Origin of the sequence: Agrobacterium sp. CMT1 (assembly GCF_037203725.1) — a bacterium.
GTDB lineage: Bacteria > Pseudomonadota > Alphaproteobacteria > Rhizobiales > Rhizobiaceae > Agrobacterium > Agrobacterium pusense.
In genome coordinates this window covers 1-22,748 of record NZ_JBBCAR010000018.1, presented here as the reverse complement: position 1 = coordinate 22,748, position 22,748 = coordinate 1, and the positions used below count along the sequence as shown (strand labels likewise).

Sequence of the window (22,748 nt, the reverse complement as noted above, 5' to 3'; positions counted from 1 at the left end):
GCCGCGTTTCGGCACACAGGTATTTTCCATCATTCCGGCTCGAACTGGGTCTCCACTGTTAAACTTTGGAGCCTCAAGATGAATATCGCTGCCAAGACTATACCGCTCGTCGTTACAACCGGCCCGCATGCCGCCTCCACGAAAATCCATAGGCCGGGCGTTTTGCATCCGCATATCCGCGTACCGATGCGCGAGATCGCAGTGCACCCGACGGCGGGCGAGCCGCCGGTCACGGTTTATGATTCCTCAGGTCCCTATACCGACCCCAACCATCCGGTCCTGATCGAAAAGGGTCTGCCGCGTCTGCGTCATGACTGGATCATCGCGCGCGGTGATGTCGAGGCTTACGAGGGACGGCACGTCAAACCGGAAGATAATGGTTTCGCCACCGGTGAGCGCCTGACGCCTGAATTTGGCGTGCGTCACCAGCCTCTGAGAGCGACGGCGGGCAAGGCGGTGACGCAACTTGCCTATGCGCGGGCGGGCATTATCACGCCCGAAATGGAATTCATCGCCATTCGCGAAAATCTCGGGCGCGAGGCAGCGAAGGAGAAGCTCGCGCGTGACGGTGAGAGTTTCGGCGCGCATATTCCTGATTATGTCACGGCGGAATTTGTGCGTCAGGAAGTGGCGTCGGGCCGCGCCATCATTCCAGCCAATATCAACCACCCTGAACTTGAGCCGATGATCATCGGCCGCAATTTTCTCGTCAAGATCAATGCCAATATTGGCAATTCCGCCGTCACCTCCTCAATGGCGGAAGAGGTTGAGAAGATGGTCTGGGCCATCCGCTGGGGTGCGGATACCGTCATGGACCTTTCGACCGGCCGCAACATCCACAATATCCGCGAATGGATCATCCGTAATTCGCCGGTTCCGATCGGTACCGTGCCGCTTTATCAGGCGCTGGAGAAGGTGAACGGCATTGCCGAAGACCTCAATTGGGAAGTGTTCCGCGATACGCTGATCGAGCAGGCGGAGCAGGGTGTGGATTATTTCACCATCCATGCCGGCGTGCGGCTGCATTACATACCCCTCACCGTCAACCGCGTCACCGGCATCGTCTCACGCGGCGGCTCGATCATGGCCAAGTGGTGTCTGCATCACCACAAGGAAAGTTTCCTCTATGAGCATTTCGACGAGATTTGCGACATCTGCCGTGCTTACGACGTCTCCTTCTCGCTGGGCGATGGCCTGCGTCCCGGCTCGATCGCTGACGCCAATGATGCGGCGCAGTTTGCGGAGCTGGAAACGCTGGGTGAGTTGACGCAGATCGCCTGGGCAAAGGATTGCCAGGTGATGATCGAAGGCCCCGGCCACGTGCCGATGCACAAGATCAAGGAGAATATGGACAAGCAGTTGAAGACCTGCGGCGAAGCGCCCTTCTATACGCTTGGGCCGCTGACCACGGACATTGCGCCCGGTTACGACCACATCACGTCCGGCATTGGTGCTGCAATGATCGGCTGGTTCGGGACCGCCATGCTCTGCTACGTTACGCCGAAGGAACACCTCGGTCTGCCGGATCGTAATGACGTGAAGGTGGGTGTCATTACCTACAAGATCGCTGCCCACGCCGGCGATCTCGCCAAGGGGCATCCGGCCGCGCAGGTGCGTGACGACGCGTTGTCACGTGCAAGGTTCGAGTTCCGCTGGGAGGATCAGTTCAACCTGTCGCTCGATCCCGATACGGCTCGGTCCTTCCATGACGAGACGCTGCCGAAGGAGGCGCACAAGGTTGCGCATTTCTGCTCCATGTGCGGACCGAAATTCTGCTCGATGCGGATTTCCCACGATATCCGCGCCGAGGCGCAGAAGGAGGGGCTTGAGGCCATGGCCGCGCGCTTCAAGGAAGGCGGTGAGCTTTACATGCCGCTTCCGACGCCTGCGAATGCCGAATAAAATGCACGTCCTTGTCAAGGGAACGGGGGTTGCCGGTTTGACGGCGGCCTTCGAACTGGCGCGGAGGGGCGTCGTTGTCGAGGTTTCGGAGCGCAGTGGCGAGCCTTCTCGTGGAGCGTCGTTTTATGCCGGCGGCATGCTGGCTCCCTGGTGTGAGCGCGAAAATGCGGAGGAAGCGGTCCTGACGCTTGGCAAGGTGGCGCTTGACTGGTGGGATGAGGCAACTCCCGGCCTTGTGGTTCGCAATGGCACGCTGGTCGTTGCGCCAGTACGCGACAGGGCAGAGCTTACGCGTTTCGCATCGCGGACCACCGGTTATCGCTGGGTGGATGAGGGCGAGATCGCCGCTCTGGAGTCCGATCTTGCGGGTCGCTTCCGCTCCGGGCTTTATTTCCCGGGCGAGGGGCATCTCGATCCGCGTCTCGCGCTGAAATCGCTGCATGAGCGGCTTTCTACCATGGGTGTGCGGTTCCACATGGGCATCCCTGTCGATGAACGATTGTTCGACCGGGTGGTGGACTGCACCGGAGCTGCGGCAGTGGGAGAAATTTCCAACCTACGCGGCGTGCGTGGAGAGATGCTCTACCTCGCTACCTCGGAGCTATCCCTCTCCCGTCCCGTCCGGCTGTTGCATCCCCGCATTCCGCTTTACATCGTCCCGCGCGAGTCTGGACGCTTCATGGTGGGCGCCACGATGATCGAGACCGAGGATGCCGGGGCCATTTCCGTCCGTTCGATGATGGAGTTCCTGAATGCCGCCTATGCCGTGCATCCGGCGTTTGCGGAAGCTCGGATCATCGAATCCGGCACGGGTGTGCGTCCTGCTTATCCCGACAATCTCCCCAAGGTCATGCAGGACTGCCGGACCATTTTCATCAACGGCGCGCACCGGCACGGCTTTCTGCTTTCTCCGGCCATGGCGCGACAGGCGGCTGACATCATTCGCCAAACTCTCTCAAAAGGAACAGGATCATGAAACTTCTTGTCAATGGCGACGAGCTTGATCTCGCCGCCGAGACGCTGGCCGGCCTGCTTGCCAGCCTCGAATACGAAGGCGATTGGCTGGCGACGGCGGTGAATGGCGAACTGGTGCACTCGGAAGAGCGCGCCGATTATCAACTGAAGGATTTTGACCGCGTCGAAATTCTCTCGCCGATGCAGGGAGGCTGAGCCATGCTGATGCTTTATGGCCGTGAGGTCTCGTCCCGTCTTCTCCTTGGTACGGCGCGGTACCCATCCCCCGCCGTGCTCGCGGATGCGGTCCGGGCCAGCAACACGGATATTCTGACGATTTCGCTGCGCCGGGAAATGGCGGGCGGCAGGAAAGGCGGGCAGTTTTTCGAACTGATCCGCGAACTGGATCGAAACGTCCTGCCGAATACGGCTGGCTGCCACACCGCCAAGGAAGCTGTGCTAACGGCAAAGATGGCGCGCGAGGTGTTTCGCACCAACTGGATCAAGCTGGAGGTCATCGGCCATCACGATACGCTGCAGCCCGATGTCTTTGCGCTTGTGGAAGCCGCGAAAATCCTCTGCGACGATGGTTTTGAGGTCTTTCCCTATACGACCGACGATCTGGTCGTCGCCGAGAAGCTGCTGGAGGCGGGCTGCAAGGTTTTGATGCCGTGGTGCGCACCGATTGGTAGCGCCATGGGACCGCTCAATCTGGTGGCGCTGAAATCCATGCGGGCGCGTTTCCCCGACATACCTTTGATTGTTGATTCCGGTATCGGCCGCCCGTCGCATGCAGTCACCGTAATGGAGCTTGGATACGATGCCGTTCTGCTCAACACGGCGGTGGCGGGGGCGCGGGACCCGGCCGGCATGGCCGAAGCATTCGCTCGGGCGATAGAAGCCGGCCATCAGGCATATCTTTCCGGACCGCTGGAGCCGCGGGACATGGCCGTTCCCTCGACGCCCGTGATCGGGACTGCGGTTTTTTCCTGATCGCGGCTCGTCGCCGACATCAGGCGTGTCACGTTTTGCGTTGACAGTGCCTGATGGTGGCGGGATACCGGGAGAAAAGGGAAAAGGCATGGCGGCACTCACCAATCTTCTGACTGACATAGACGGCGTTTCGGTCGGCAATGTTACCGATCTTTCCCTCGGTTCCGGTGTTACGGCGATTGTTTTTGAAAAGCCCGCCATTGCCTCAGGTTCTGTTCTGGGCGGTGCGCCTGGCGGGCGTGACACGGGCCTGCTCGACCCGGCGATGACGGTTGAAACCGTGGATGCCTTCGTGCTGTCGGGCGGCTCGGCCTTTGGGCTTGATGCGGCAGGCGGCGTTCAGGCCGGGCTGCGCGAGATCGGCCGCGGCCTTCAGGTCGGTTCCACCCGCGTACCCATCGTGCCGCAGGCGATCCTCATGGATCTTCTGAATGGCGGCGACAAGGACTGGGGTTTGCATTCGCCCTATCGCGACATGGGATATGCGGCTTTCAAGGCGGCGCGTGCGGCGCCCTTCGAACTCGGGACGGTCGGTGCCGGGACGGGAGCAACGACCGCGACCTTCAAGGGAGGGCTGGGGTCGGCAAGTGCTGTCAGTTCCGGCGGATATAAAGTGGCGGCTATTGTCGCCGTCAATGCGCTTGGCTCGGCAACCCTCGGTGCGAGCCGCCATTTCTGGTCGGCTCCGTTTGAGGTGGCGGATGAGTTTGGCGGAAGCGGTTTTCCGCAACGGTTTGAGCCTGAAAATACCGCCTTGCGCTTCAAGGGGGTCAATCTCACGGCAACGACCATCGGTACGGTGGTGACGGATGCCGCACTTACGAAAGCGCAGGCACATCGCCTTTCCATCATGGCGCATGACGGGTTGGCCCGCGCCGTTCTGCCCGCCCATTTGCCGAGTGACGGTGACACCATGTTCGCGGCCGCGACGGGCGAGAAACCGCTTGAGGGCGGCGTTCATTTCGCCGAACTGTGCCATCTTGCCACCATTGTGATGGCGCGGGCCGTGGCGCGTGGCGTCTATGAGGCGACGGCCTTGCCGGTGGATGGAGCGCAAAAGGCCTATCGCGATCTTCATGGACGGAGCCTTTAACCGATGAGTGAGGCTCTTCCGCAACTGAAACCTGTCCTTCGCATAGATTTTCCGCCCGGAGAACGCCTCGGCCACGGCAAGATCGAATTGATGGAACTGATTGTCGAAACCGGCTCGATCTCCGCCGCCGGGCGGGCGATGGACATGTCATACCGCCGCGCGTGGCTGTTGGTGGATGCGCTGAACCATATGTTTCGACAACCGGTTATCGAATCGCAGCGCGGCGGCAAACAGGGCGGCGGGGCGGCGCTGACCGTCTTCGGCACCGAATTGCTGGCGCGTTATCGCGACATGCAAACGCGGATGAACGAGGCCTTACATCAGGATATCGACTGGCTGGAGGCCAACCGCAATCCTGACGCTGCTCTCAATAGGGATCGATAGCCGCTGACTTTATGATTGCATGCACCGGTTTTCCGGGTTCCAGCTGCAACCTTTCGCGAGAGAGGTCTGTGATGCGCGACTGGATGATGTCACCGCCGCAATCCACCTGAACCGTGACCATGGCGTCTTCGCTCACGGAAACGTTTGCGACACGGCCGTTGAGAATGTTGAGCGCGCTCAAGCCTTCAGGTTTTACGGTTGCAAGCATTACATCGCGTGCGGGTATGAGCACGCGCACCGGGCTGCCGCATATTCCGCTTTTTGCCGGAACGTGAAGCAGCATGGTTTTTAGCTTTACGGCGGCAAGCCCATGCCGCTCGTCGAAGCTTTCAATGCGCCCGGAAAGAATGCTGCCCGCCTCGCGCCTTTCGAGATGGGTGCTCAAATCGGGTCTTGCCAGCACCTCGGCGGCTTTTCCCTGCGTTTCCACCGTTCCGTCTTTCATAACAACGATGCGATCGGCCAGACGGGCGACCTCGTGGATCGAGTGGCTGACATAGACAACAGGGATTTTCGTCTCGTCCCGCAGCCGTTCGAGATAGGGAATGATCTCCGCTTTCCGCTGTTCGTCCAGCGAGGCGAGCGGCTCGTCCATCAGCAGCAATCTGGGTGAAGAAAGCAGGGCGCGGCCGATAGCCACACGTTGCTTTTCGCCGCCGGAAAGTTTGTTCGGGCGTCGGTGCAGAAGATGGCCAATGCCGAGCATGTCGACGATATGGTCCCCATCCGTGCCCGTCGTTTTATTCGCAGTGAACCACCTGCCATAGTTCAGGTTTTGGGCGACGCTGAGATGCGGGAAGAGCCGCGCTTCCTGAAAGACATAACCGAAATGGCGTTTGTGCGCCGGCAGAAACAGTCGTTTCTCGCTGTCGCTCAGCACTTTGCCATCAAGTGAAACTTGTCCATCATCCGGTCGCAGGAGGCCGGCGATGATGCGCATCACTGAGGTTTTGCCGGAGCCCGAGCGCCCGAAAAGCGCGGTCACTCCGCCTTCGGACATGAATGACGCGTCAAGTTCGAAGGCGCCAAGACGGTGGCGGATGGAAACCGAAAGCGTCATTCCATGCTCATCCGTTTGCCGATTACGCGGGCCAGCAATTCCGAGACGAGCAGAGCGAGCATGGAAATCGCAACCGAAACGATTGTAAGCCGCAGCGCACCGGCGTCGCCGCCCGGGACCTGCGTGAAGGTGTAGATGGCGGCGGACAATGTCTGCGTTTCGCCCGGAATGTTTGAAACGAAAGTGATGGTCGCGCCAAATTCGCCCATGGCCTTGGCGAAAGCGAGAATCATGCCGGCGATGATGCCGGGCAGGATCAGGGGCAGGGTAACGGTGAGGAACACCCAGAGCGGATTGGCCCCCAATGTTCCCGCCGCCTCTTCCAGCTTGCGATCCACCGCTTCGATGGAAAGGCGGATGGAGCGCACCATCAGCGGAAAGGCCATGACAGCGCATGCGAGAGCTGCCCCCGTCCACCGGAAGGAGAAGACGATGCCGAACCAGCTGTCGAGAAATTGTCCGATCGCGCCCCGGCGGCCGAAGAGAACGAGCAGCAGAAAACCGGTTACGACGGGCGGCAGGATAAGCGGCAGGTGGACGATGCCGTTGAGGAGAGACTTGCCCCAGAAGCGGCCGCGCGCCAACGCCAAGGCGATGAGAATGCCGAACGGCAGGCTGGCGAGCATGGCAACGGAGGACACCCACAGGCTGAGCCTGATCGCCATCCATTCTTCAGGGCTGAGTGTCCACCAATGCAACGCCATATCCCGTAACCGTCATCTCTTGCGGCCCCTGGGCCAGGCAAAGCAGTTTATTTCAAAACCGTAAAGCCTTGCTTTTCGAAGAAGGGCGTTGCCTTTTCGGACTTCAGGAAATCCAGATAGGCTTTTGCCGCCGGCGATTTTGCCTCCGAAAGAATGGCCACGGGATAGATGATCGGCGGATGGCTGTCTTCAGGGAACGTGCCGACGATCTTCACACCGGGATCGGCAGCCGCATCGGTTTGGTAGACGATGCCATAGGGCGCCTCTCCGCGCGAGACGAGCAGCAGGGCGGCACGCACGCTTTCCGCGCCGGCGACCTTTTGTTCGACCGACGACCAGACGCCGAGTTTTTCCAGCGCGGCCTTGCCGTATTTGCCGGCGGGTACGGAATCCACCGCGCCCATGGCCAGGCGGCTGTCACCTACCAGAGCCCCAAGATCAAAGCCCTGCTTGATCTCGACCGGCTTGGCCTTGTCGGCGGGAGCGACGAGAACGATGCGGTTGCCTAGAAGATTGGAGCGGCTGTCAGCGTTGATCAGCTTCTTTTCAGCGACATAATTCATCCATGCAAGGTCGGCGGAAATGAAGATATCCGCTGGTGCGCCCTGCTCGATCTGCTTGGCGAGCGCTGAACTTGCGGCATAAGAAGCCGCCGCTTCATTACCGCTTTCCTTCGCCCACTCGGCGTTGATGCCGTCCAGTGCGTTTTTCATGCTGGCTGCGGCCAACACCGTGACTTTTTCGGCGGCATGGGCCGGAACGGCTGCAAAGGAGGCCGCCAGCCAGAAGGACGTCACTGTGGCGATGGTTTTGAAGAAGCTGCGACGCAAAAGTCTCATGGTGTGATGCCCCGGTACGAGATATTCCTATGAATATATCGATAGGCCTATAGCGCATTCATTATATTTTCAAGGATATATCGAAGGATGACAAAATTCCCGGGGTTGGGGGGGCTTCCAACCTCAGTTCTCTGCTCGCCACAGGAATGCATTGGATGAGCGTCTGCGTCACGGGAGTGTCTTTTCAGACCGTAGATTTGGGCGGACTGAAACGCCGTGACAGCTGTGGGGGATGGCAAGCACACAAGAAACGGCAAAGGTCGTAATCAGATATCGGGCCCAATGTTTCTGCCGGACCGTAAGTCGGATCAAAAACGCTCGCCGGCGAAATGGGCTATCTGTGCACCTGCTTCGTAATAGGCTTCCTTCAGCGCCCTGAAGGGCTGCGCTTTTGGTTCCGTTAAAGGCAAAGGCAATTCCGCCTCGGTTATCTCACCGAGAACATGCTGTGCAATGACTTTGCCGAAGGCCGTGCCCGGTGCGATGCCGCGGCCATTATAGCCTGAAAAGCCGACGACATTTTCGGCGAATTTGTGAAAGCGGGGCACGGCATTGTCGGTCATACCGATCTGGCCATACCATTCACACTCGAACTCGGTATCCCCAAGCTGCGGAAAAAGCCGCTTCAACGACCGTTTCGCCCAGGCGCGGTGAATGGCGGCACCCGTGCCGCGCAGCGCCCCGACACTGCCGAAGACCAGCCGGCCAGCCTTGTCCATGCGGAAGGATGAGAGAATTTCCTTCGTGTCCCAGCAGCCCTCGCGGCCGGGGAGGATGCTTTTTTGCAGAACGTCGCCGAGAGGTCTGGTCGCGAAGTTGAAATAGGGCAGATAAATCTGTTCATCGCGAACGACCTGCCACGGTCCCGTGCTGTAGGCTTCGGTCGCCACCACGATCCATTTGGCGGTTACCGATCCGTTTGGCGTCTTCACGACCCATTGTCCACCGTTGCGTTCGGTGGCTACCACGGGGCTATCCGTATACAGCCGTGCGCCCGCCTTCTGCGCGGCGGCGGCGAGACCGCGAACATAGGCGAGCGGCTGAATTGTGCCTGCACGCGTATCCAGAAGTGCGCCGGAATAGGCTGTCGTGCCAGTGCGTCTGGCCGTTTCCTCTGCATCGAGAACACGAACAGGCGCGCCCCTTTCGGCCCATTGTTCGCAGCGTTCGCGGATTTCACGGAGCCCTTTTTCACCAACTGCGCAATGCAGCGTTCCGTTTTTTTCGATCTCGCAGGGAATTGCGTGTTTTTCCACCAGGTCTCGCACGAGAAGTGGCGCATTGCCCAGAAGGCCGAGAAGCCGCTCGCCGTAAGTTTCGCCCAGCACGCCAGGCAATTCTTTCGGCATGACCCACATGCCGCCATTGATAAGGCCGACATTGCGCCCCGCGCCGCCGAAGCCGATTTCCCTGGCTTCGAGCAGGACGACATTTATGTCCCGTTTGGCAAGGTGGAGCGCCGCAGATTGCCCGGTGAAACCGCCACCGACGATAACGACATCGGCAGCCACGGAGCCTTTTAACGCAGCGGTTGCGGGTGGCTGCGGCGCGGTCTTTTCCCAGAGGCCGTGCGAGCGGGGGTCATTATACATCGTTCCACCATGTCCGGGCGAGTTCATTTGGTTTTCGTATGAGTGACAAGCCCTTGTTTATAAGACTTTACAAGCCTCGCCGCCTGTTGAATATCGACATATCGTCAAGAGTACATTCCGTGAGGGAATATGGTTCTGCCGCCCCGCCGTTTTTTGCCGTCGCTTTCGCTACTCGCGGCATTCGAAGCCGCTTCGCGCACCGGCAGCGTTACCGCGGCTGCGCGGGAGCTCGGCCTGACCCAGGGTGCCGTCAGCCGGCAAATCCTGGCCCTCGAAGAACAGCTCGGGGCGGCGCTGTTCCTTCGCGAGCGACAGACGATCCGGTTGACAAGGGCAGGGGAGGGTTATGGCCGGGAAATACGCGAAGCCCTGCGGCGCATATCGACGGCTTCCCTCAATCTGCGCGCCAATCCGGATGGCGGCACGCTCAATCTCGGGGTGCTGCCAAGCTTCGGCACACGCTGGCTCGTGCCGCGCCTGCCCGCTTTTATCGCACGCCACCCGGGTATTTCCGTCAATCTTCTGACGCGGTCTTCGCTTTTCGATTTCAAGACCGATACGGTCGATGCGGCGATTCATTTCGGCTTGCCGCACTGGCCGGGTACCGAACTTGTTTTCCTGATGCACGAAAAGATCGTTGCCGTATGCAGCCCCGCTTTCAAAACGCGACACCGATTTTCTACGCCTGATGATCTGCTTCATGTGCCGCTACTCCACATGACAACCCGACCCGATGCCTGGGAGCAATGGTTTCGCAGTCACGGCGTGGTATTCGACAATGTCCACGGCATGCTTTTCGATCAGTTCACCACCATCACCGAAGCGGCGAGCGCCGGTCTCGGTGTGTCGCTCATTCCTGCTTTCATGATCGAAGAGGAGTTGCGAAGCGGCCGACTTGTCGCGGCCGTTGCCGGCGAGGCGGAAAGCGAGGAGGCGTATTATCTCGCCTGTATGCCGGATCGCGCCGGTTACGCACCGCTTGAAAGCTTTCGGCGCTGGATCGTTTCCGAGGCAGGAGGTGGAACCGGCGTCGAGGCCGGGGAGTTTTCCGCTTAAACCCTTGCGCGGTCTTGCAAGAACGATGCGGCTCAGCCAATAGTGCGCCGTGATGCGTGGCGCCAGAGCCGTGCCTTGAAAGTTTCAATACGGGAGATGTCCGTGAAGCCCATTTTTGTTCAGCTTCAATGCGAGCCCGGCAAGACCTATGATGTCGCCGACGCCATCTATAAAACCGAACTGGTTTCCGAACTTTATTCCACCAGCGGTGAATATGATCTTCTGCTGAAAATCTATCTTCCGCAGGAAGAGGATATCGGCAAATTCATCAATCAGAACATCGTCAATATTCCGGGCATCGTTCGTTCGCTGACAACGCTGACCTTTACGGCCTTCTGACATCAAACTTGAGAGTCTGCGACGGCCTCTCATTCTTCCCGTCCCGGGAGCCTGCCAGCTCAGCGCCTTGTCGGAACAAGGAAATGTGGGGGGGGGGGCTTAGGCGCGTTTGCGAATTTCGCAAAAACCTGCATAGGCAGACCTATTAAAGTGGAAGGCGGTGTCTTGCAGGCAGGACTGTCAGCCAAAGGAAAAGCGCGCCGCCGGCCCACAATGTCGGGTCCGATATGGGGCGCGCTTTCGTTTTGACGGTTTTGTAAGCGGGCGATGGCTTTCGCGCATCAGGCTACCGCGGCCAGGTTCCGATTACGCACGAGGTCGCGAATCGCGATCCGCACATCGTCCGCACTGTCGAACTTCTGCTCGTCCAGATCGTGAACGTGGAACTTCACCGCAATAAACTTCAGCCGGTCGTTGTCCGGGATGACGATGCCGACGGGCTCGCCGGCGAATTCAATAACTTGCTTCTGCATAGATAAACTCCCGCTGTGGCTACTTCTCACAGCATGTTGTCGAACTGATTTTCAGGAAATTGAGACTGTTAAGTCACATTCGACAGCAGCGGGAACACGTGGATTTAAATCCAGCATTCCAGGATTCAAGACCAAGGATTGCGTTGATGCGATTGTATTTTGACATGACACACTCCCTGTATTGGTGTTGATCCGGAATCAGGAGACTCGTTCTCCAGTTCCACACTGATAATCCAGACCAGCACTAAAATCAATGCTGATTGTTATAGGTAGAATATTTTTCTTTATGATGACAGGAGAGGGGCGGAATTGTGAAATTTTTGTTTCCGCTCGGGGCCGGCGTCAAAAGGCCCGGCGTAACGGGCTTTTTTAGCTTTTTTAATCGTGTCCGGAGGGCTGCGGCGGATAAATATGATCGTTTCCGTTGAAGTCAGATATTGAAAAACGGCCGTCCCGGGTCTTTTCGGCCGCATTTCCGCCAATGGGCGCCTTGCCGTGGCCGCCGGGTATGTCGAGAACATAGGTCGGCTGGCAGAGACCGGAGATGCGTCCGCGCAAGGCAGACACGATTCGCTGCCCTTCTTCTATCGACAGGCGGAAGTGGCTGGTGCCGGGCGCCAGATCGGGGTGGTGAAGATAATAGGGCTTGATGCGGATCTCGACGAATGCCCGCATCAGTTCGGCAAGAATCGCGGGATCGTCGTTGACACCTTTTAAAAGCACGGTCTGGCTGACCATGGCGATCCCCGCATCAATGAGGCGTGCCGAGGCTAGTCTTGAGGCGTCGCCGAGTTCCCGCGCGTGATTCGCATGCAGGGCAACATAAGTCGTCTTGCCGCTGGATTTCAGCGCGTCGATCATCGCTTCATCGATGCGATCGGGATCGACTACGGGCACGCGGGTGTGGAAGCGGACGATCTTCACATGCGATATGTCTTTCAGTCGTTGCATCAGATCGAAAAGTCGCCGCGGGGAGAGCACCAGTGGATCGCCGCCGGTGAGGATGACCTCCCAGATCGCCGGGTTCGCCTTTATATAGTCGAATGCGGCGTCCAGCTGCTGCGGGCTCATCATGCCATTACCCTGCGGCCCGACCATTTCACGGCGAAAACAGAAACGGCAATAAACGGGGCATATATGCACCGCCTTTAAAAGAACCCGGTCCGGATAACGGTGAACGATGCCATGCACGGGGCTATGGGCGTCATCGCCTATCGGATCCTCTCGCTCTTCGGCAAGATGGAGAAGCTCGGCCGCATCCGGCACAAACTGCCGGGCGATGGGATCGTTCGGATCGCCGAGGTCGATCAGTTCGGCAACCGCTGGCGTGATAGCCAGTGCGTAACGCTGCGTGACCGGCCGCAGGCTGTCGAGTGCGCCGGCTTCGATCAGCCCTGCTTCCAGCAGTGCCTCCGGTGTCTTGATGGTCTCAGAGCCTGTCATCGTCCGTATTCCACAACCGGGGCCCACATGACGAGATCGATGCGGGGTGCGCCTGTGGCCAGCATCACCAGCCGGTCGAAACCCAGAGCTATGCCGCTTGCCGGCGGCATGATGGCGAGCGCAGCCAGAAAATCCTCGTCCAGCGGATAAGTCTCGCCATAGACACGCTGCTTTTCCGCCATCTCCGTTTCAAAACGCCGCCTCTGCTCGGCAGCGTCGGTCAATTCACCGAAGGCATTGGCAAGTTCCACGCCGCAGGCATAAAGCTCGAAACGTTCCGCCACGCGCGCATCCCTCGGGGATCTGCGGGCGAGGGCTGCTTCGCTTGCCGGATATTCATCGAGAATTGTTGCGCGTCCGAAGCCAAGTTCCGGCTCGACCCGTTCGACGATGACACGGCTGAACATATCCGCCCAGGTATCATCCTCGGCCACCCGGATGCCGGCACTGGCGAGGCTTGCGGCAAGGTGCCGGCTGTCGGTCTCGCCGTCTCCGCTGATTGTGGCCAGAAGGTCGATTCCGGCATAGCGTTCGAAGGCCTCAGCGACACTCAGGCGTTCGGGCTCGAGAAAGGGATCAACGCTGCGCCCGCGATAGGAAAAATGTTTCGTACCCGTGGTTTCGGCCGCGAGAGCGAGAAGACTGGCGCTGTCCTTCATCAGGCTCTCATAGGTTTCGCCTGCGCGATACCATTCCAGCATGGTGAATTCGGGGTGGTGCAGCGGGCCCCGCTCCCGGTTCCTGTAGACATGGGCGAAACAGGAGATGCGTTTCTCACCCGCGGCAAGCAGCTTCTTGCAGGCGAATTCCGGAGACGTGTGAAGATAAAGCGGCACGGCGTCGCCGCCCGGCGTCACGCCTTCAGTGGCAAATGCGTGGAGATGTGCCTCGTTGCCTGGCGAGATCTGCAGGGTGGCGGTATCGACCTCCAGAAAATCGGCGCGGGCGAAATAGCCGCGAAAGGCCGACTGGACGGCGTTGCGGCCAAGCAGGAAGGCGCGACGGTCGGCATGGACGTCGGGCGTCCACCATGGCGACATTGTTTCGTTGCTTGCGCGCATCGTTCTTCGTTTCCGTCTTCTGCCCCGCCCCGGATTGCGGATAAACAGGCTGCAAAACACCTGGTTGCGTTATTTAAAGCGGTTCCGGGGCGAAAACCGCTAGGTACTCTTCCGCGAATTGCTGTAGAAGGCTGGCAATCCGTGCGGATTTAAGGTAGTTGCGCCCCAGAAAAAAGACAAAACGTCTGCCGGGGCTGGTGCTGCCGCGCAGTCCTTTACGACGCATTTCATCGAGTTACAAGGAAGTCATATGGTCAAGGTTATCGCCTCATCCGTCCGCAAGGGCAATGTTCTCGACGTGGACGGCAAGCTTTACGTCGTTCTCACCGCGCAGAACTTTCATCCCGGCAAGGGCACGCCGGTCACGCAGGTGGACATGCGCCGCATCGTCGATGGCGTGAAGGTCTCCGAGCGCTGGCGCACCACCGAGCAGGTCGAGCGTGCTTTTGTTGAAGACCTGAACTTCCAGTTTCTCTATGAAGATGGCGAAGGCTTCCACTTCATGAACCCTGAGAATTACGATCAGGTCGTGGTGGATGCGGAGACGATGGGTGACCAGAAGGCCTATCTTCAGGAAGGCATGACCTGCGTTCTTTCCATCCACGAAGGCAATCCGCTGGCTGTCGAACTGCCGCGCCACGTCACGCTTGAGATCACGGAAACCGAGCCGGTCGTAAAAGGCCAGACGGCGTCTTCTTCTTACAAGCCCGCCATTCTTTCCAACGGCATCCGCACCATGGTGCCGCCGCATATCGATGCCGGCATTCGCGTGGTCATCGCGACGGAAGACAATTCCTACGTCGAGCGCGCCAAGAACTGATCCTGGCGATCGAGTAGACAAAAGCACCGGTTCCCGGTGCTTTTTTTATTCCATGCCGCGAATAACAAAAAGCCCGCGTCGAGACGCGGGCTTTTTTTTGTCTTTTCGGGCTGTTGATTACATGCCCTTGGCCGCCGTAACGGTCGGGCCTGCCGGCTTCTTCGGCGCGGTCGTCTGGCCAAAGGCATAACCGCCGCCCAGCGCCACGTTCAGCGACACATAGTCCTGCGCGGTCTGCTGGATCGCCGTGGCAAGGCTTGCCTGTGCGGCGGAAACCTGACGCTGCGCATCGAGAACGTCGAGCAGCGAAGAGGCACCGTCGCGGTAGCTGGCGGTCGAGAGCTGCAACGCTTCCTGGTAGGAAGCGACCGTCTTGCGCAATGCGTCGGCGGTGCGCTGGTCGCGATTGACTGCGGCAAGGGCGTTTTCAACCTCTTCGACGGCGTTGAGGACCGTCTGCTTCCATGCGAGATATTCTTCGCGCGCCTGCGAGTTGGCGAGGTCGATATTGGCGCGGATGCTGCCGCCATCGAGGATCGGAAGAACAAGGCTCGGGCCGAAGGACCAGCTGTTTGCCGTACCTCTGTTGCCGCCGCTGACGAAGTTGTAGCTCGGGGTGATGGCGCCGCCGAGTTCAATGCTCGGATAAAGCTGCGATTCGGCAACGCCGATCTTTGCCACGGCTGCCGCAAGTTCACGCTCGGCGACACGGATATCCGGACGGTTGCGAATGAGATCTGCCGGAATGCCGGTGCGTGGCACACTGCGGGCCACGGGCTGACGCGCGCCCTTCTGCAACTCGGCGATCAGCGACGAAGCTGGCAGGCCGAGCAGCGTGGCGATGCGGTGCGCCGCCTTGCGGAAGTTGGTTTCGAGGCCCGGTATGTCGGACAGGGTGGAGTTGACCAGACCTTCGGACTGGACAACGTCAAGTCGCGAAGCCGCACCGGCTTCAAGCTGAAGCTTGGTCAGATCCAGTGTTTCACGGCGGGAAGCCAGGTTATGGCGGGCGATCGCCAGACGCTCCTGATAATAGCGTACGTCGATGTAAGCCGAGGCAACCGAGGAAATCAGCGTCAGGCGCTGAACGTCGACGCTTGAATAAGCCGCATCGAGCGATGCATTGGCGCTTTCCGTGGCGCGACGATAGCGGCCGAAGAGATCGAGCAGCCAGGAAACGCTGAGGCTGCCGGAAGAGACGTTGGTGACAGGAACGTCGCGGTAGCTGCCCTTCGTTTCGCTGGTCGTGTGGCTGCCATTGGCGGTCAGGCTGGGCAGGCCGCCTGCGCCGGCTGAAATCACGTTGGCTTCAGCCTGGTTGATACGCTCTATGGCCTGCATCACCGTCAGGTTCTGCTTCAGGCCGGTAGCAACGTAACCGTTCAGGCGGCTGTCATTGAAGGCTGTCCACCACGCAACGGTGCTGATGTCGCCGTTACTGGTTTTTCCGGCTTCCGCAAACTTTCCCGGCAATTGGATTTCCGGTGTCTTGTGGTCGGGTCCAACAACGCAGCCTGAGAGCAGCAGCATTGTCAGGGGAAGAGTAGCGCGAATAGACAGCATATAATTTTCCCAATTCTCTGGTTGGCTTACCGAGCGCGGCTTGGTGAAAAATGGGCTGCGCGGTCGATCTGCCGTAGAAACGTGCAATTGCCAAATCGGCAACATTTCTAGCAGCGTATTAACGGTTGGCACAGCCCATTTTTGTTTTGTTAACGCCTTGAAAGGCGACGAATGATGACGAAAAAGGACGGAACGAAGAAAATTCCGAGCAGTGTTGCAGAAAGCATACCACCCAACACGCCAATCCCGATTGCATTTTGGGCGGCTGAACCCGCACCGGTTGCGATTGCGAGAGGCACAACACCGAGGATGAAGGCCAGCGATGTCATGATGATCGGCCGCAGGCGCAGCTTCGCGGCCTCCAGTGTCGCTTCCATGAGACTCAGCCCGTGCTCCTGTCTCTCCTTGGCGAATTCGACGATCAGGATCGCATTCTTTGCCGCGAGGCCGATGGTCGTCAGCAGGCCCACCTTGAAGTAGACGTCGTTCGACTGGCCGAAGAAATGCGCCGCGGCCAAGGCGCCGAGGACACCCACCGGCACGGCCATGATAACCGAGAAGGGGATGGACCAGCTTTCATAAAGGGCGGCAAGGCAAAGGAACACGATCAGCACCGAGAGCGCATAGAGCATCGGCGCCTGTGAGCCGGAAAGGCGTTCCTGATAGGAGATGCCCTGCCACGCGACCGTGTAACCGCCCGGCAGGCTCGCCGTCAGCCGTTCCATCTCGTCCATGGCATCACCGGAGGCTACGCCGGCGCCGGCAGTGCCTTCGAGCGAGATGGCGCCCGTGCCGTTAAAGCGCGCCAGAGACGGAGGAGCGTTGATCCATTTCACCTCGCTGAAGGAGGAGAATGGCACCATCTCGCCGCTGGTGTTGCGGGCATACCAGAACTTGAGATCGTCCGGCTGCATGCGGTAAGGCGCGTCGCCCTGGACATAGACGGGCTTGAGTTCACCGTTGAGGGTGAAGTCATTGACGTCACGACCGGCGAAGATCGTCGACAGCATCAGATTGACAGAGGAAAGATCGACACCCATTGCCCCCATCTTCTCCTGATCGAGGATGATCTTCATCTGGGTTTCGTTGTCCTGGCTGTCGCTTCGAAGCGAGCTGATCTTCGGATTGCCGGTGGCAAGCGCAATCAGTTCCTTGGACGAAGCGGTCAGGGCATCGGTGCCGTTGCGGCCGCTATCCACGAGATACATCGAGAAGCCGCTCGATGTACCCATGCCCTGAATGGCCGGCGGCAGAAGCGGGAAGACCTGGGCATCGCGGAAACCGAAGAAGGTGCCCATGGCGCGCTGGACGATGGCGCCCGCGTGCTGGTCGGGAGCCGTTCGCTCGGCGAAATCCTTGAGTTTGGTGAAGACGATGGCGTTGTTCTGGCCCGAACCACTGAAGCTGAAGCCGAGAACGCCGAAAACCGATTCGACATTGGCGGCTTCCTTTTCGCGGAAGTAGTTTTCAACCTGCTTCACCACCTCATTGGTTCGCTCGATATTCGAACCGGTCGGCGTCTGGATGATGGTCAGGAGCACGCCCTGGTCTTCCTGCGGCAGGAACGAGCTGGGGAGCTTGCTGAAGAACCAGACGCAGCCACCGATGACGATTGCGAAGATGATCATGACGCGCAGGGGCCGCTTCAGCAGATAACCGATGGAGGACACGTAGCCGTCCGTCGTCTTGCCGAAGCCGCGGTTGAACCACGCGCCCGGCCCGCGCTGCTTCTTGTGATGGTCGATCGGCTTCAGCATGGTGGCGCAGAGCGCCGGCGTCAGCACGATGGCGACTACGGCCGAAAGCAGCATGGCCGAAACGATGGTGATCGAGAACTGGCGGTAGATGATGCCCGTCGATCCGCCGAAGAAGGCCATCGGAATGAACACGGCGGTGAGCACAAGCGCGATACCGATGATGGCTCCAGTGATCTCACCCATCGACTTCTCGGTGGCCTCGACGGGCGACAAACCCTCCTCCGACATGATTCGTTCGACGTTTTCGACAACGACGATGGCGTCATCAACGAGCAGACCGATGGCCAGAACCATGGCGAACATGGTGAGCGTATTGATGGAATACCCGGTGAGCGCAAGAACGCCGAAGGTGCCGAGAAGCACGACCGGCACGGCGATCATCGGAATAAAGGTGGCTCTGAGGTTCTGCAGGAACACCAGAAGCACGACGAAGACGAGGATGATCGCCTCGATCAGCGTATGCACCACTTTTTCGATCGACAGTTTCACGAACGGCGTCGTGTCATAGGGATATTCGATCGCGACGCCTTCAGGCAGCGAACCTTCGACGTTGGTCAGGGCAGCTTTTACACGCGCCGCCGTGTCGAGCGCGTTGGCACCCGTGGCAAGGTTGACGGCGAAACCGGCCGAAGGGCGGCCATTGGAGCGGGAATCGCCGCCATAGGTTTCCTGGCCGATTTCAATACGGGCAACATCGCTGAGGCGGACGGTTGCGCCATCCTTTTCGACTTTCAGGATGACCGATTCGAAGTCGGCGACAGTGGTGAGCTGGCTCTGCGCCGTCACCGTCACGTTGAGCTGCTGACCCTTGACGGCGGGAACGGCACCGAGCGAACCGACCGAAACCTGGGTGTTCTGGCTTTCGATGGCGCCGGTGACGTCTGCGGTGGTCAGCTGGTATTTGTTGAGCTTGAAGGGATCCAGCCAGATACGCATCGCATATTCGGAGCCGAAGACATTGATGCTGCCCACGCCTTCCAGGCGCTTGATCTGGTCTTCGACACGCGAAGAGAAGACGTCGCCGAGATCGGCCGAATTGCGCTTGCCGTCGGTGGAGATCAGTGCACCAACCATGAGGATGCTCGATGTCGAGCGGCTGACCTGGATACCCCGCTGCTGCACGGTATCGGGCAATTGCGACTGGACAAGCTGCAGCTTGTTCTGCACCTGAACCTGCGCGATGTCAGGCAGGATGCTGTTACCGAATGTCAGCGTCACTTCGGAACTGCCGGTCGAGGACGACGAGGTCATATAGGTGAGGTCATCAAGGCCGGTCATGCCGTCCTCGATGATGGTTGTCACCGATTTTTCCACGGTCTCGGCGCTGGCGCCATTGTAGGTCGCGCTGACGCGGACCGTTGTCGGTGCAATGTCGGGATATTGCGAAATGGAAAGAGTCCAGATCGCAAGGGCGCCGCCCAGCATGATGACGATGGCGATAACCCATGCAAAAACGGGGCGCCTGATGAAGAAATGGGCCATGGCAGTCCTTGCCTTACCTTTTACGAGCTTCGACCGGAGGTCTCGCGCTCATGCTTATTTCGAAGGCGCGGCGGCAGGCTGAGCCTGCTGCGGCACAACGACGATACCCCGATCGTCAATGGTCACTTCCACCGGCGCCACGGTTGCGCCGTCCGCGATCCACTGGAAGCCGTCGACAATGAGCTTGTCGCCATCCTTGACGTTTTCCGTCACCAGCCAGGCGTTGCCCGACTGCTGGCTGGAAGGGAAGGTGCGGGTTTCCACCTTGTTTTCCGCCGTCACGAATTTTGCCGTCAGCTCGCCATTGGCGTTGCGGCTCGCCGCGCGCTGCGGGATACGGAAGCCCTTTTCCTTGCCGATGGTGAGCGTGGCGCGAACATAGGTGCCGGGAAGCAGGAGATCGTCCGGATTATCGAAGAGGGCGCGGATGGAGAAGGTGCCTGTCGTTTCGCTCACCGCCATGTCAGACATGTCGATCTTGCCGTCATGCTTATATTCGGTGCCATCTTCCAGTGTCAGATGAATGCCGGTCTCTTTCGTGTCGCCACCAAGCTGACCGGACGATATCGCCTTTTTCAGACGCAGGAGATTGGTGCTGGATTCCATCAGGTCGATGTAAATCGGATCGATGCGACGAAGCGTCGTCAAAGCGGTCGTCTGGTTCGCGGTCACCACGTTGCCGATGCTGAAGGCCGTTGCGCTGGTAATGCCGTCGAAGGGTGCACGGACCTTCGTGAGATCGAGATTGATCTCCGCCGTTTCCAGCGCCGCCTTGGTCTGGGCCACATCGGCCTGCGCCTGCAGCAGCGTCACCTTGGCGTTTTCATATTCGATCTGGGTGGCACCGCTGTTAACCAGCCGTTCGTACCGGGCAAGGTTGGCTTCGGCGCTCGGGACACTCGCTTCCGCCTTCGCCACGTTTGCCTTGGCCTGCGCCACTTCCGCCAGATAGGTATTATCTTCGATCTGGTAGAGAACGTCGCCCTGCTTCACCTCGCTGCCTTCCTTGAAGGGAATTTCACGGATGATGCCGGTGACCCGCGGCCGGATTTCAGCCGTCTGGAACGCGCTGGCGCGGCCGGGCAGAACAGTGGTCAACGGATATTCGCTGGTCTTCATCAAAATGACGCTGACCGGAGACGGCGGACGCGCTGCGCCCTGGGCGGCGTTCTGGCTGCTTTCGCCGCCATCGCTGCAGCCCGCCAGAATCGCGGTCACACACAGAGAAGCAAGTAGGGGTAAAATACGTCGGCTCATTGTTCTTCCCTGCGTATCGATCGCATTCAACTATAAGCGCAATGTCGCTCGGCGGATGCGCATCCGGAGACAGATACGACAGGCGAAGGCCTTGGAAGGGACCCGATTCGCTTATTCTATCCGGACCGCATGCGCATAGAAGCGCAGGCTTTTGCGCTTCGCAAGCAACTGCGAGAAGGTGACGTAAATTGGGAATCGTCACTTAGCAAGCGGATTGCGCAATCCCGCATCGACTAAATCGACGAGTTGATCGCAACGTGTTGCCAAATTGCCGATATCTTCCCGCGCAATAAGGACGGGATGAATGACGCTGGTCAGCGCGTGGAGCACGGTTTCCGCCAGAGGAGAAACATCCGTGGCGGCATAGATTCCGGCTTCGATCCCATCCTGAATGATCTCGCCGAGCAGCTTCACGATGACGGACTTGTAATAGTCTCCGCACTTCATGTCCTGCTTGGCGGTCATCAGGATCATTTCGAAGACATAGGGGTTCTTATTGAGATCCTGGTGGTGTTGCTCCATCAGGTTGCGCGCCAGATGACGCAATCTGGAAAGCGGCGCATGGCTTTTGTCGAGCGGACAGATCTGGCGTTCGAAAGCGCCGATCTGTTCGAAACCAAGGGCGTCGACAAGGGCGTTCTTCGAGCTGAAATTCTTGAAGACATTGGCGGGAGACATGCCTAGCGCCGCGGCGATATCGGCAATCGCAACGGCATTGAAACCGCGCTCCCGGAAAAGCTCTTCCGCCTTGGCGAGAATGTCCCGCCGGGTTTCCTCGGCGGAACGGCGGGGCCGGCGTCTGACAGGACGGTCACCCTTCCTGTCGGCCTTTCTCGCCTGTTCGATCATTTTGTTCACAGTCAGACTCCGGGGAAGAACCGCTCCAGATTCCGGCGTACTCTTGCTAGCGGCGTCTCGCCGCTATCGTCGGGAACGAAGCTCTGTCCGGTGATGCGTTCGTAAGCATCAATATAGACCTTCGAGGTTTGCAAGACGAGGTCCTGCGGAATTTCAGGCACCTCGTCCTTGTAAGGGTCGCAGCGTTCGGCAACCCAGGCTCTGACAAAGTCCTTGTCGAAGCTTGCCGGCCGTGTGCCGTTGCGAAAGCTTTCCTCATAGCTGTCAGCCATCCAGTAGCGGCTGCTGTCCGGTGTGTGTATCTCGTCGGCCAGAATGATCGTCCCGTTTTCATCCGTTCCGAATTCGTATTTCGTGTCAACGAGAATGAGGCCCTGTCTGGCGGCAATCTCCTGCCCGCGCTTGAACAGTGCCAGCGCATAATGGGAAAGCACGTTCCATTGCTCCTGCGTCAGGAGTTTCTTCTCTACGATCTCTGAAGGCGTCAAAGGTTCATCATGGCCGCCATCAAAGGCTTTGCTGGTGGGTGTGATCACCGGTTCGGGCAGGACCTGGTTGTCCTTCATCCCATCCGGCAGGCTCATACCGTACATCTGCCGTTCGCCCTTCTTATAAAGGGTGAGGATCGAGGTGCCTGTCGTGCCGGCCAGATAACCGCGAACGACCACTTCGACCGGCAGTATTTCGAGCCGCTTGCCGATGACGACATTGGGGTCGGGATATTCGACCACATGATTGGGGCAGATGTCCTTCGTCAGCTCGAACCAGTAGCGGGCCGTCTGTGTCAGAACCTGCCCCTTATAAGGTATGCAGGTGAGGATACGATCAAAGGCGCTGAGACGATCGGTGGATATGATGATGCGATTGCCGTCGGGCAGGTCGTAATTTTCCCGCACCTTGCCACGGTAGTAATTCGGCAGCTCGGGAATGACGGCTTCATCGAGAATGCGCACGGGCTCTCCAATTCTTGTCTTTACAGGACGCCAAACGCCCTGATCGGTCTAAATTCCTGCTCGATCCTATTACATGTTTCCCGAAACAGGACCAGACGCCATGTTATCGGCCGACAAAGGCCGATATTTTAGCCGCTTCTGGAAACTATCATTCTAAAACAACGC

Annotated in this window: 20 protein-coding genes and 1 pseudogene; 9 read left to right on the top strand and 12 right to left on the bottom strand. The window is 59.0% G+C overall.

The window, feature by feature from the left end; translation table 11 throughout:
- Positions 1–78: 78 nt before the first annotated feature.
- From thiC to WA845_RS21355, 6 genes and pseudogenes are all read left to right on the top strand, one after another.
- Complete coding sequence (gene thiC, locus WA845_RS21380; RefSeq protein ID WP_112553245.1) at positions 79–1,902, top strand: phosphomethylpyrimidine synthase ThiC; 1,824 nt, start codon at positions 79–81, stop codon at positions 1,900–1,902.
- Between the two features lies 1 nt (position 1,903).
- A pseudogene (gene thiO / locus WA845_RS21375) lies at positions 1,904–2,906 on the top strand (glycine oxidase ThiO).
- A complete protein-coding gene (gene thiS, locus WA845_RS21370) occupies positions 2,875–3,072 on the top strand; it encodes a sulfur carrier protein ThiS (RefSeq protein ID WP_004443639.1) in 198 nt (65 codons plus the stop codon). The pseudogene thiO and the gene thiS overlap by 32 nt, the downstream one beginning before the upstream one ends.
- A 3-nt stretch (positions 3,073–3,075) precedes the next feature.
- Positions 3,076–3,849 (top strand): thiazole synthase, encoded by a 774-nt coding sequence (locus tag WA845_RS21365; protein ID WP_337322566.1) that lies wholly within the window; start codon positions 3,076–3,078, stop codon positions 3,847–3,849.
- 88 nt (positions 3,850–3,937) lie between these two features.
- Positions 3,938–4,942 (top strand): P1 family peptidase, encoded by a 1,005-nt coding sequence (locus WA845_RS21360; RefSeq protein WP_112553247.1) that lies wholly within the window; start codon positions 3,938–3,940, stop codon positions 4,940–4,942.
- A gap of 3 nt (positions 4,943–4,945) precedes the next feature.
- Positions 4,946–5,326 (top strand): winged helix-turn-helix domain-containing protein, encoded by a 381-nt coding sequence (locus WA845_RS21355; RefSeq protein ID WP_112553249.1) that lies wholly within the window; start codon positions 4,946–4,948, stop codon positions 5,324–5,326.
- On the opposite strand, the gene modC is transcribed toward WA845_RS21355, so the two are convergent.
- The 4 genes from modC to WA845_RS21335 all read right to left on the bottom strand — a co-directional run bounded on the left by modC (position 5,310) and on the right by WA845_RS21335 (position 9,521).
- Complete coding sequence (modC, locus tag WA845_RS21350; RefSeq protein ID WP_112553251.1) at positions 5,310–6,386, bottom strand: molybdenum ABC transporter ATP-binding protein; 1,077 nt, start codon at positions 6,384–6,386, stop codon at positions 5,310–5,312. The genes WA845_RS21355 and modC overlap by 17 nt on opposite strands.
- Entirely contained in the window at positions 6,383–7,090 is a 708-nt protein-coding gene (gene modB / locus WA845_RS21345) for a molybdate ABC transporter permease subunit (protein WP_112553253.1), read from the bottom strand. The genes modC and modB overlap by 4 nt, the downstream gene beginning before the upstream one ends.
- Positions 7,091–7,137: 47 nt before the next feature.
- Entirely contained in the window at positions 7,138–7,929 is a 792-nt protein-coding gene (gene modA, locus WA845_RS21340; RefSeq protein WP_112553255.1) for a molybdate ABC transporter substrate-binding protein, read from the bottom strand.
- Between the two features lie 308 nt (positions 7,930–8,237).
- Entirely contained in the window at positions 8,238–9,521 is a 1,284-nt protein-coding gene (locus WA845_RS21335; RefSeq protein WP_035210224.1) for an NAD(P)/FAD-dependent oxidoreductase, read from the bottom strand.
- A gap of 129 nt (positions 9,522–9,650) precedes the next feature.
- Here WA845_RS21335 and WA845_RS21330 point away from each other — a divergent pair, with 129 nt between their 5' ends.
- Positions 9,651–10,577, top strand: coding sequence for a LysR substrate-binding domain-containing protein (locus WA845_RS21330; protein WP_112553257.1), 927 nt, complete (start codon positions 9,651–9,653; stop codon positions 10,575–10,577).
- Between the two features lie 102 nt (positions 10,578–10,679).
- Entirely contained in the window at positions 10,680–10,916 is a 237-nt protein-coding gene (locus WA845_RS21325) for an Lrp/AsnC ligand binding domain-containing protein (protein ID WP_003521320.1), read from the top strand.
- A gap of 281 nt (positions 10,917–11,197) precedes the next feature.
- On the opposite strand, the gene WA845_RS21320 is transcribed toward WA845_RS21325, so the two are convergent.
- The 3 genes from WA845_RS21320 to epmA form a co-directional block, all read right to left on the bottom strand.
- A complete protein-coding gene (locus tag WA845_RS21320) occupies positions 11,198–11,389 on the bottom strand; it encodes a hypothetical protein (RefSeq protein WP_003492264.1) in 192 nt (63 codons plus the stop codon).
- A gap of 378 nt (positions 11,390–11,767) precedes the next feature.
- Positions 11,768–12,832: a lysine-2,3-aminomutase-like protein gene (locus WA845_RS21315; RefSeq protein WP_112553259.1), complete on the bottom strand. Its 1,065-nt coding sequence runs from the start codon at positions 12,830–12,832 to the stop codon at positions 11,768–11,770.
- Positions 12,829–13,893 (bottom strand): EF-P lysine aminoacylase EpmA, encoded by a 1,065-nt coding sequence (gene epmA, locus WA845_RS21310; RefSeq protein ID WP_112553261.1) that lies wholly within the window; start codon positions 13,891–13,893, stop codon positions 12,829–12,831. The genes WA845_RS21315 and epmA overlap by 4 nt, the downstream gene beginning before the upstream one ends.
- 250 nt (positions 13,894–14,143) lie before the next feature.
- On the opposite strand from epmA, the gene efp reads away from it, so the two are divergent.
- Positions 14,144–14,713 (top strand): elongation factor P, encoded by a 570-nt coding sequence (efp, locus tag WA845_RS21305; RefSeq protein ID WP_004443607.1) that lies wholly within the window; start codon positions 14,144–14,146, stop codon positions 14,711–14,713.
- Positions 14,714–14,830: 117 nt separating this feature from the next.
- Here efp and WA845_RS21300 read toward each other — a convergent pair whose 3' ends face one another.
- The 5 genes from WA845_RS21300 to WA845_RS21280 form a co-directional block, all read right to left on the bottom strand.
- The gene (locus tag WA845_RS21300; RefSeq protein WP_022556884.1) at positions 14,831–16,276 is read right to left on the bottom strand and encodes an efflux transporter outer membrane subunit; all 1,446 of its coding nucleotides are present in this window, start codon (positions 16,274–16,276) and stop codon (positions 14,831–14,833) included.
- Between the two features lie 149 nt (positions 16,277–16,425).
- Positions 16,426–19,515 carry an efflux RND transporter permease subunit gene (locus tag WA845_RS21295; RefSeq protein ID WP_004443603.1) on the bottom strand — a complete coding sequence of 1,030 codons (3,090 nt, stop codon included), beginning with the start codon at positions 19,513–19,515 and terminating at the stop codon, positions 16,426–16,428.
- Between the two features lie 54 nt (positions 19,516–19,569).
- A complete protein-coding gene (locus WA845_RS21290; RefSeq protein WP_006699119.1) occupies positions 19,570–20,772 on the bottom strand; it encodes an efflux RND transporter periplasmic adaptor subunit in 1,203 nt (400 codons plus the stop codon).
- A gap of 198 nt (positions 20,773–20,970) precedes the next feature.
- Complete coding sequence (locus tag WA845_RS21285) at positions 20,971–21,630, bottom strand: TetR/AcrR family transcriptional regulator (RefSeq protein WP_004443597.1); 660 nt, start codon at positions 21,628–21,630, stop codon at positions 20,971–20,973.
- Between the two features lie 2 nt (positions 21,631–21,632).
- Positions 21,633–22,583: a phosphoribosylaminoimidazolesuccinocarboxamide synthase gene (locus tag WA845_RS21280; protein ID WP_006699121.1), complete on the bottom strand. Its 951-nt coding sequence runs from the start codon at positions 22,581–22,583 to the stop codon at positions 21,633–21,635.
- Positions 22,584–22,748 lie beyond the last annotated feature (165 nt).

Excerpts from the sequence above, each read along its gene's own strand:
- thiC (WP_112553245.1), top strand. The coding sequence starts at position 79 with ATGAATATCGCTGCCAAGACTATACCGCTCGTCGTTACAACCGGCCCG.
- thiS (WP_004443639.1), top strand. The coding sequence starts at position 2,875 with ATGAAACTTCTTGTCAATGGCGACGAGCTTGATCTCGCCGCCGAGACG.
- WA845_RS21365 (WP_337322566.1), top strand. The coding sequence starts at position 3,076 with ATGCTGATGCTTTATGGCCGTGAGGTCTCGTCCCGTCTTCTCCTTGGT.
- WA845_RS21360 (WP_112553247.1), top strand. The coding sequence starts at position 3,938 with ATGGCGGCACTCACCAATCTTCTGACTGACATAGACGGCGTTTCGGTC.
- WA845_RS21355 (WP_112553249.1), top strand. The coding sequence starts at position 4,946 with ATGAGTGAGGCTCTTCCGCAACTGAAACCTGTCCTTCGCATAGATTTT.
- modC (WP_112553251.1), bottom strand. The coding sequence starts at position 6,386 with ATGACGCTTTCGGTTTCCATCCGCCACCGTCTTGGCGCCTTCGAACTT.
- modB (WP_112553253.1), bottom strand. The coding sequence starts at position 7,090 with ATGGCGTTGCATTGGTGGACACTCAGCCCTGAAGAATGGATGGCGATC.
- modA (WP_112553255.1), bottom strand. The coding sequence starts at position 7,929 with ATGAGACTTTTGCGTCGCAGCTTCTTCAAAACCATCGCCACAGTGACG.
- WA845_RS21335 (WP_035210224.1), bottom strand. The coding sequence starts at position 9,521 with ATGTATAATGACCCCCGCTCGCACGGCCTCTGGGAAAAGACCGCGCCG.
- WA845_RS21330 (WP_112553257.1), top strand. The coding sequence starts at position 9,651 with ATGGTTCTGCCGCCCCGCCGTTTTTTGCCGTCGCTTTCGCTACTCGCG.
- WA845_RS21320 (WP_003492264.1), bottom strand. The coding sequence starts at position 11,389 with ATGCAGAAGCAAGTTATTGAATTCGCCGGCGAGCCCGTCGGCATCGTC.
- WA845_RS21315 (WP_112553259.1), bottom strand. The coding sequence starts at position 12,832 with ATGACAGGCTCTGAGACCATCAAGACACCGGAGGCACTGCTGGAAGCA.
- epmA (WP_112553261.1), bottom strand. The coding sequence starts at position 13,893 with ATGCGCGCAAGCAACGAAACAATGTCGCCATGGTGGACGCCCGACGTC.
- efp (WP_004443607.1), top strand. The coding sequence starts at position 14,144 with ATGGTCAAGGTTATCGCCTCATCCGTCCGCAAGGGCAATGTTCTCGAC.
- WA845_RS21300 (WP_022556884.1), bottom strand. The coding sequence starts at position 16,276 with ATGCTGTCTATTCGCGCTACTCTTCCCCTGACAATGCTGCTGCTCTCA.
- WA845_RS21295 (WP_004443603.1), bottom strand. The coding sequence starts at position 19,515 with ATGGCCCATTTCTTCATCAGGCGCCCCGTTTTTGCATGGGTTATCGCC.
- WA845_RS21290 (WP_006699119.1), bottom strand. The coding sequence starts at position 20,772 with ATGAGCCGACGTATTTTACCCCTACTTGCTTCTCTGTGTGTGACCGCG.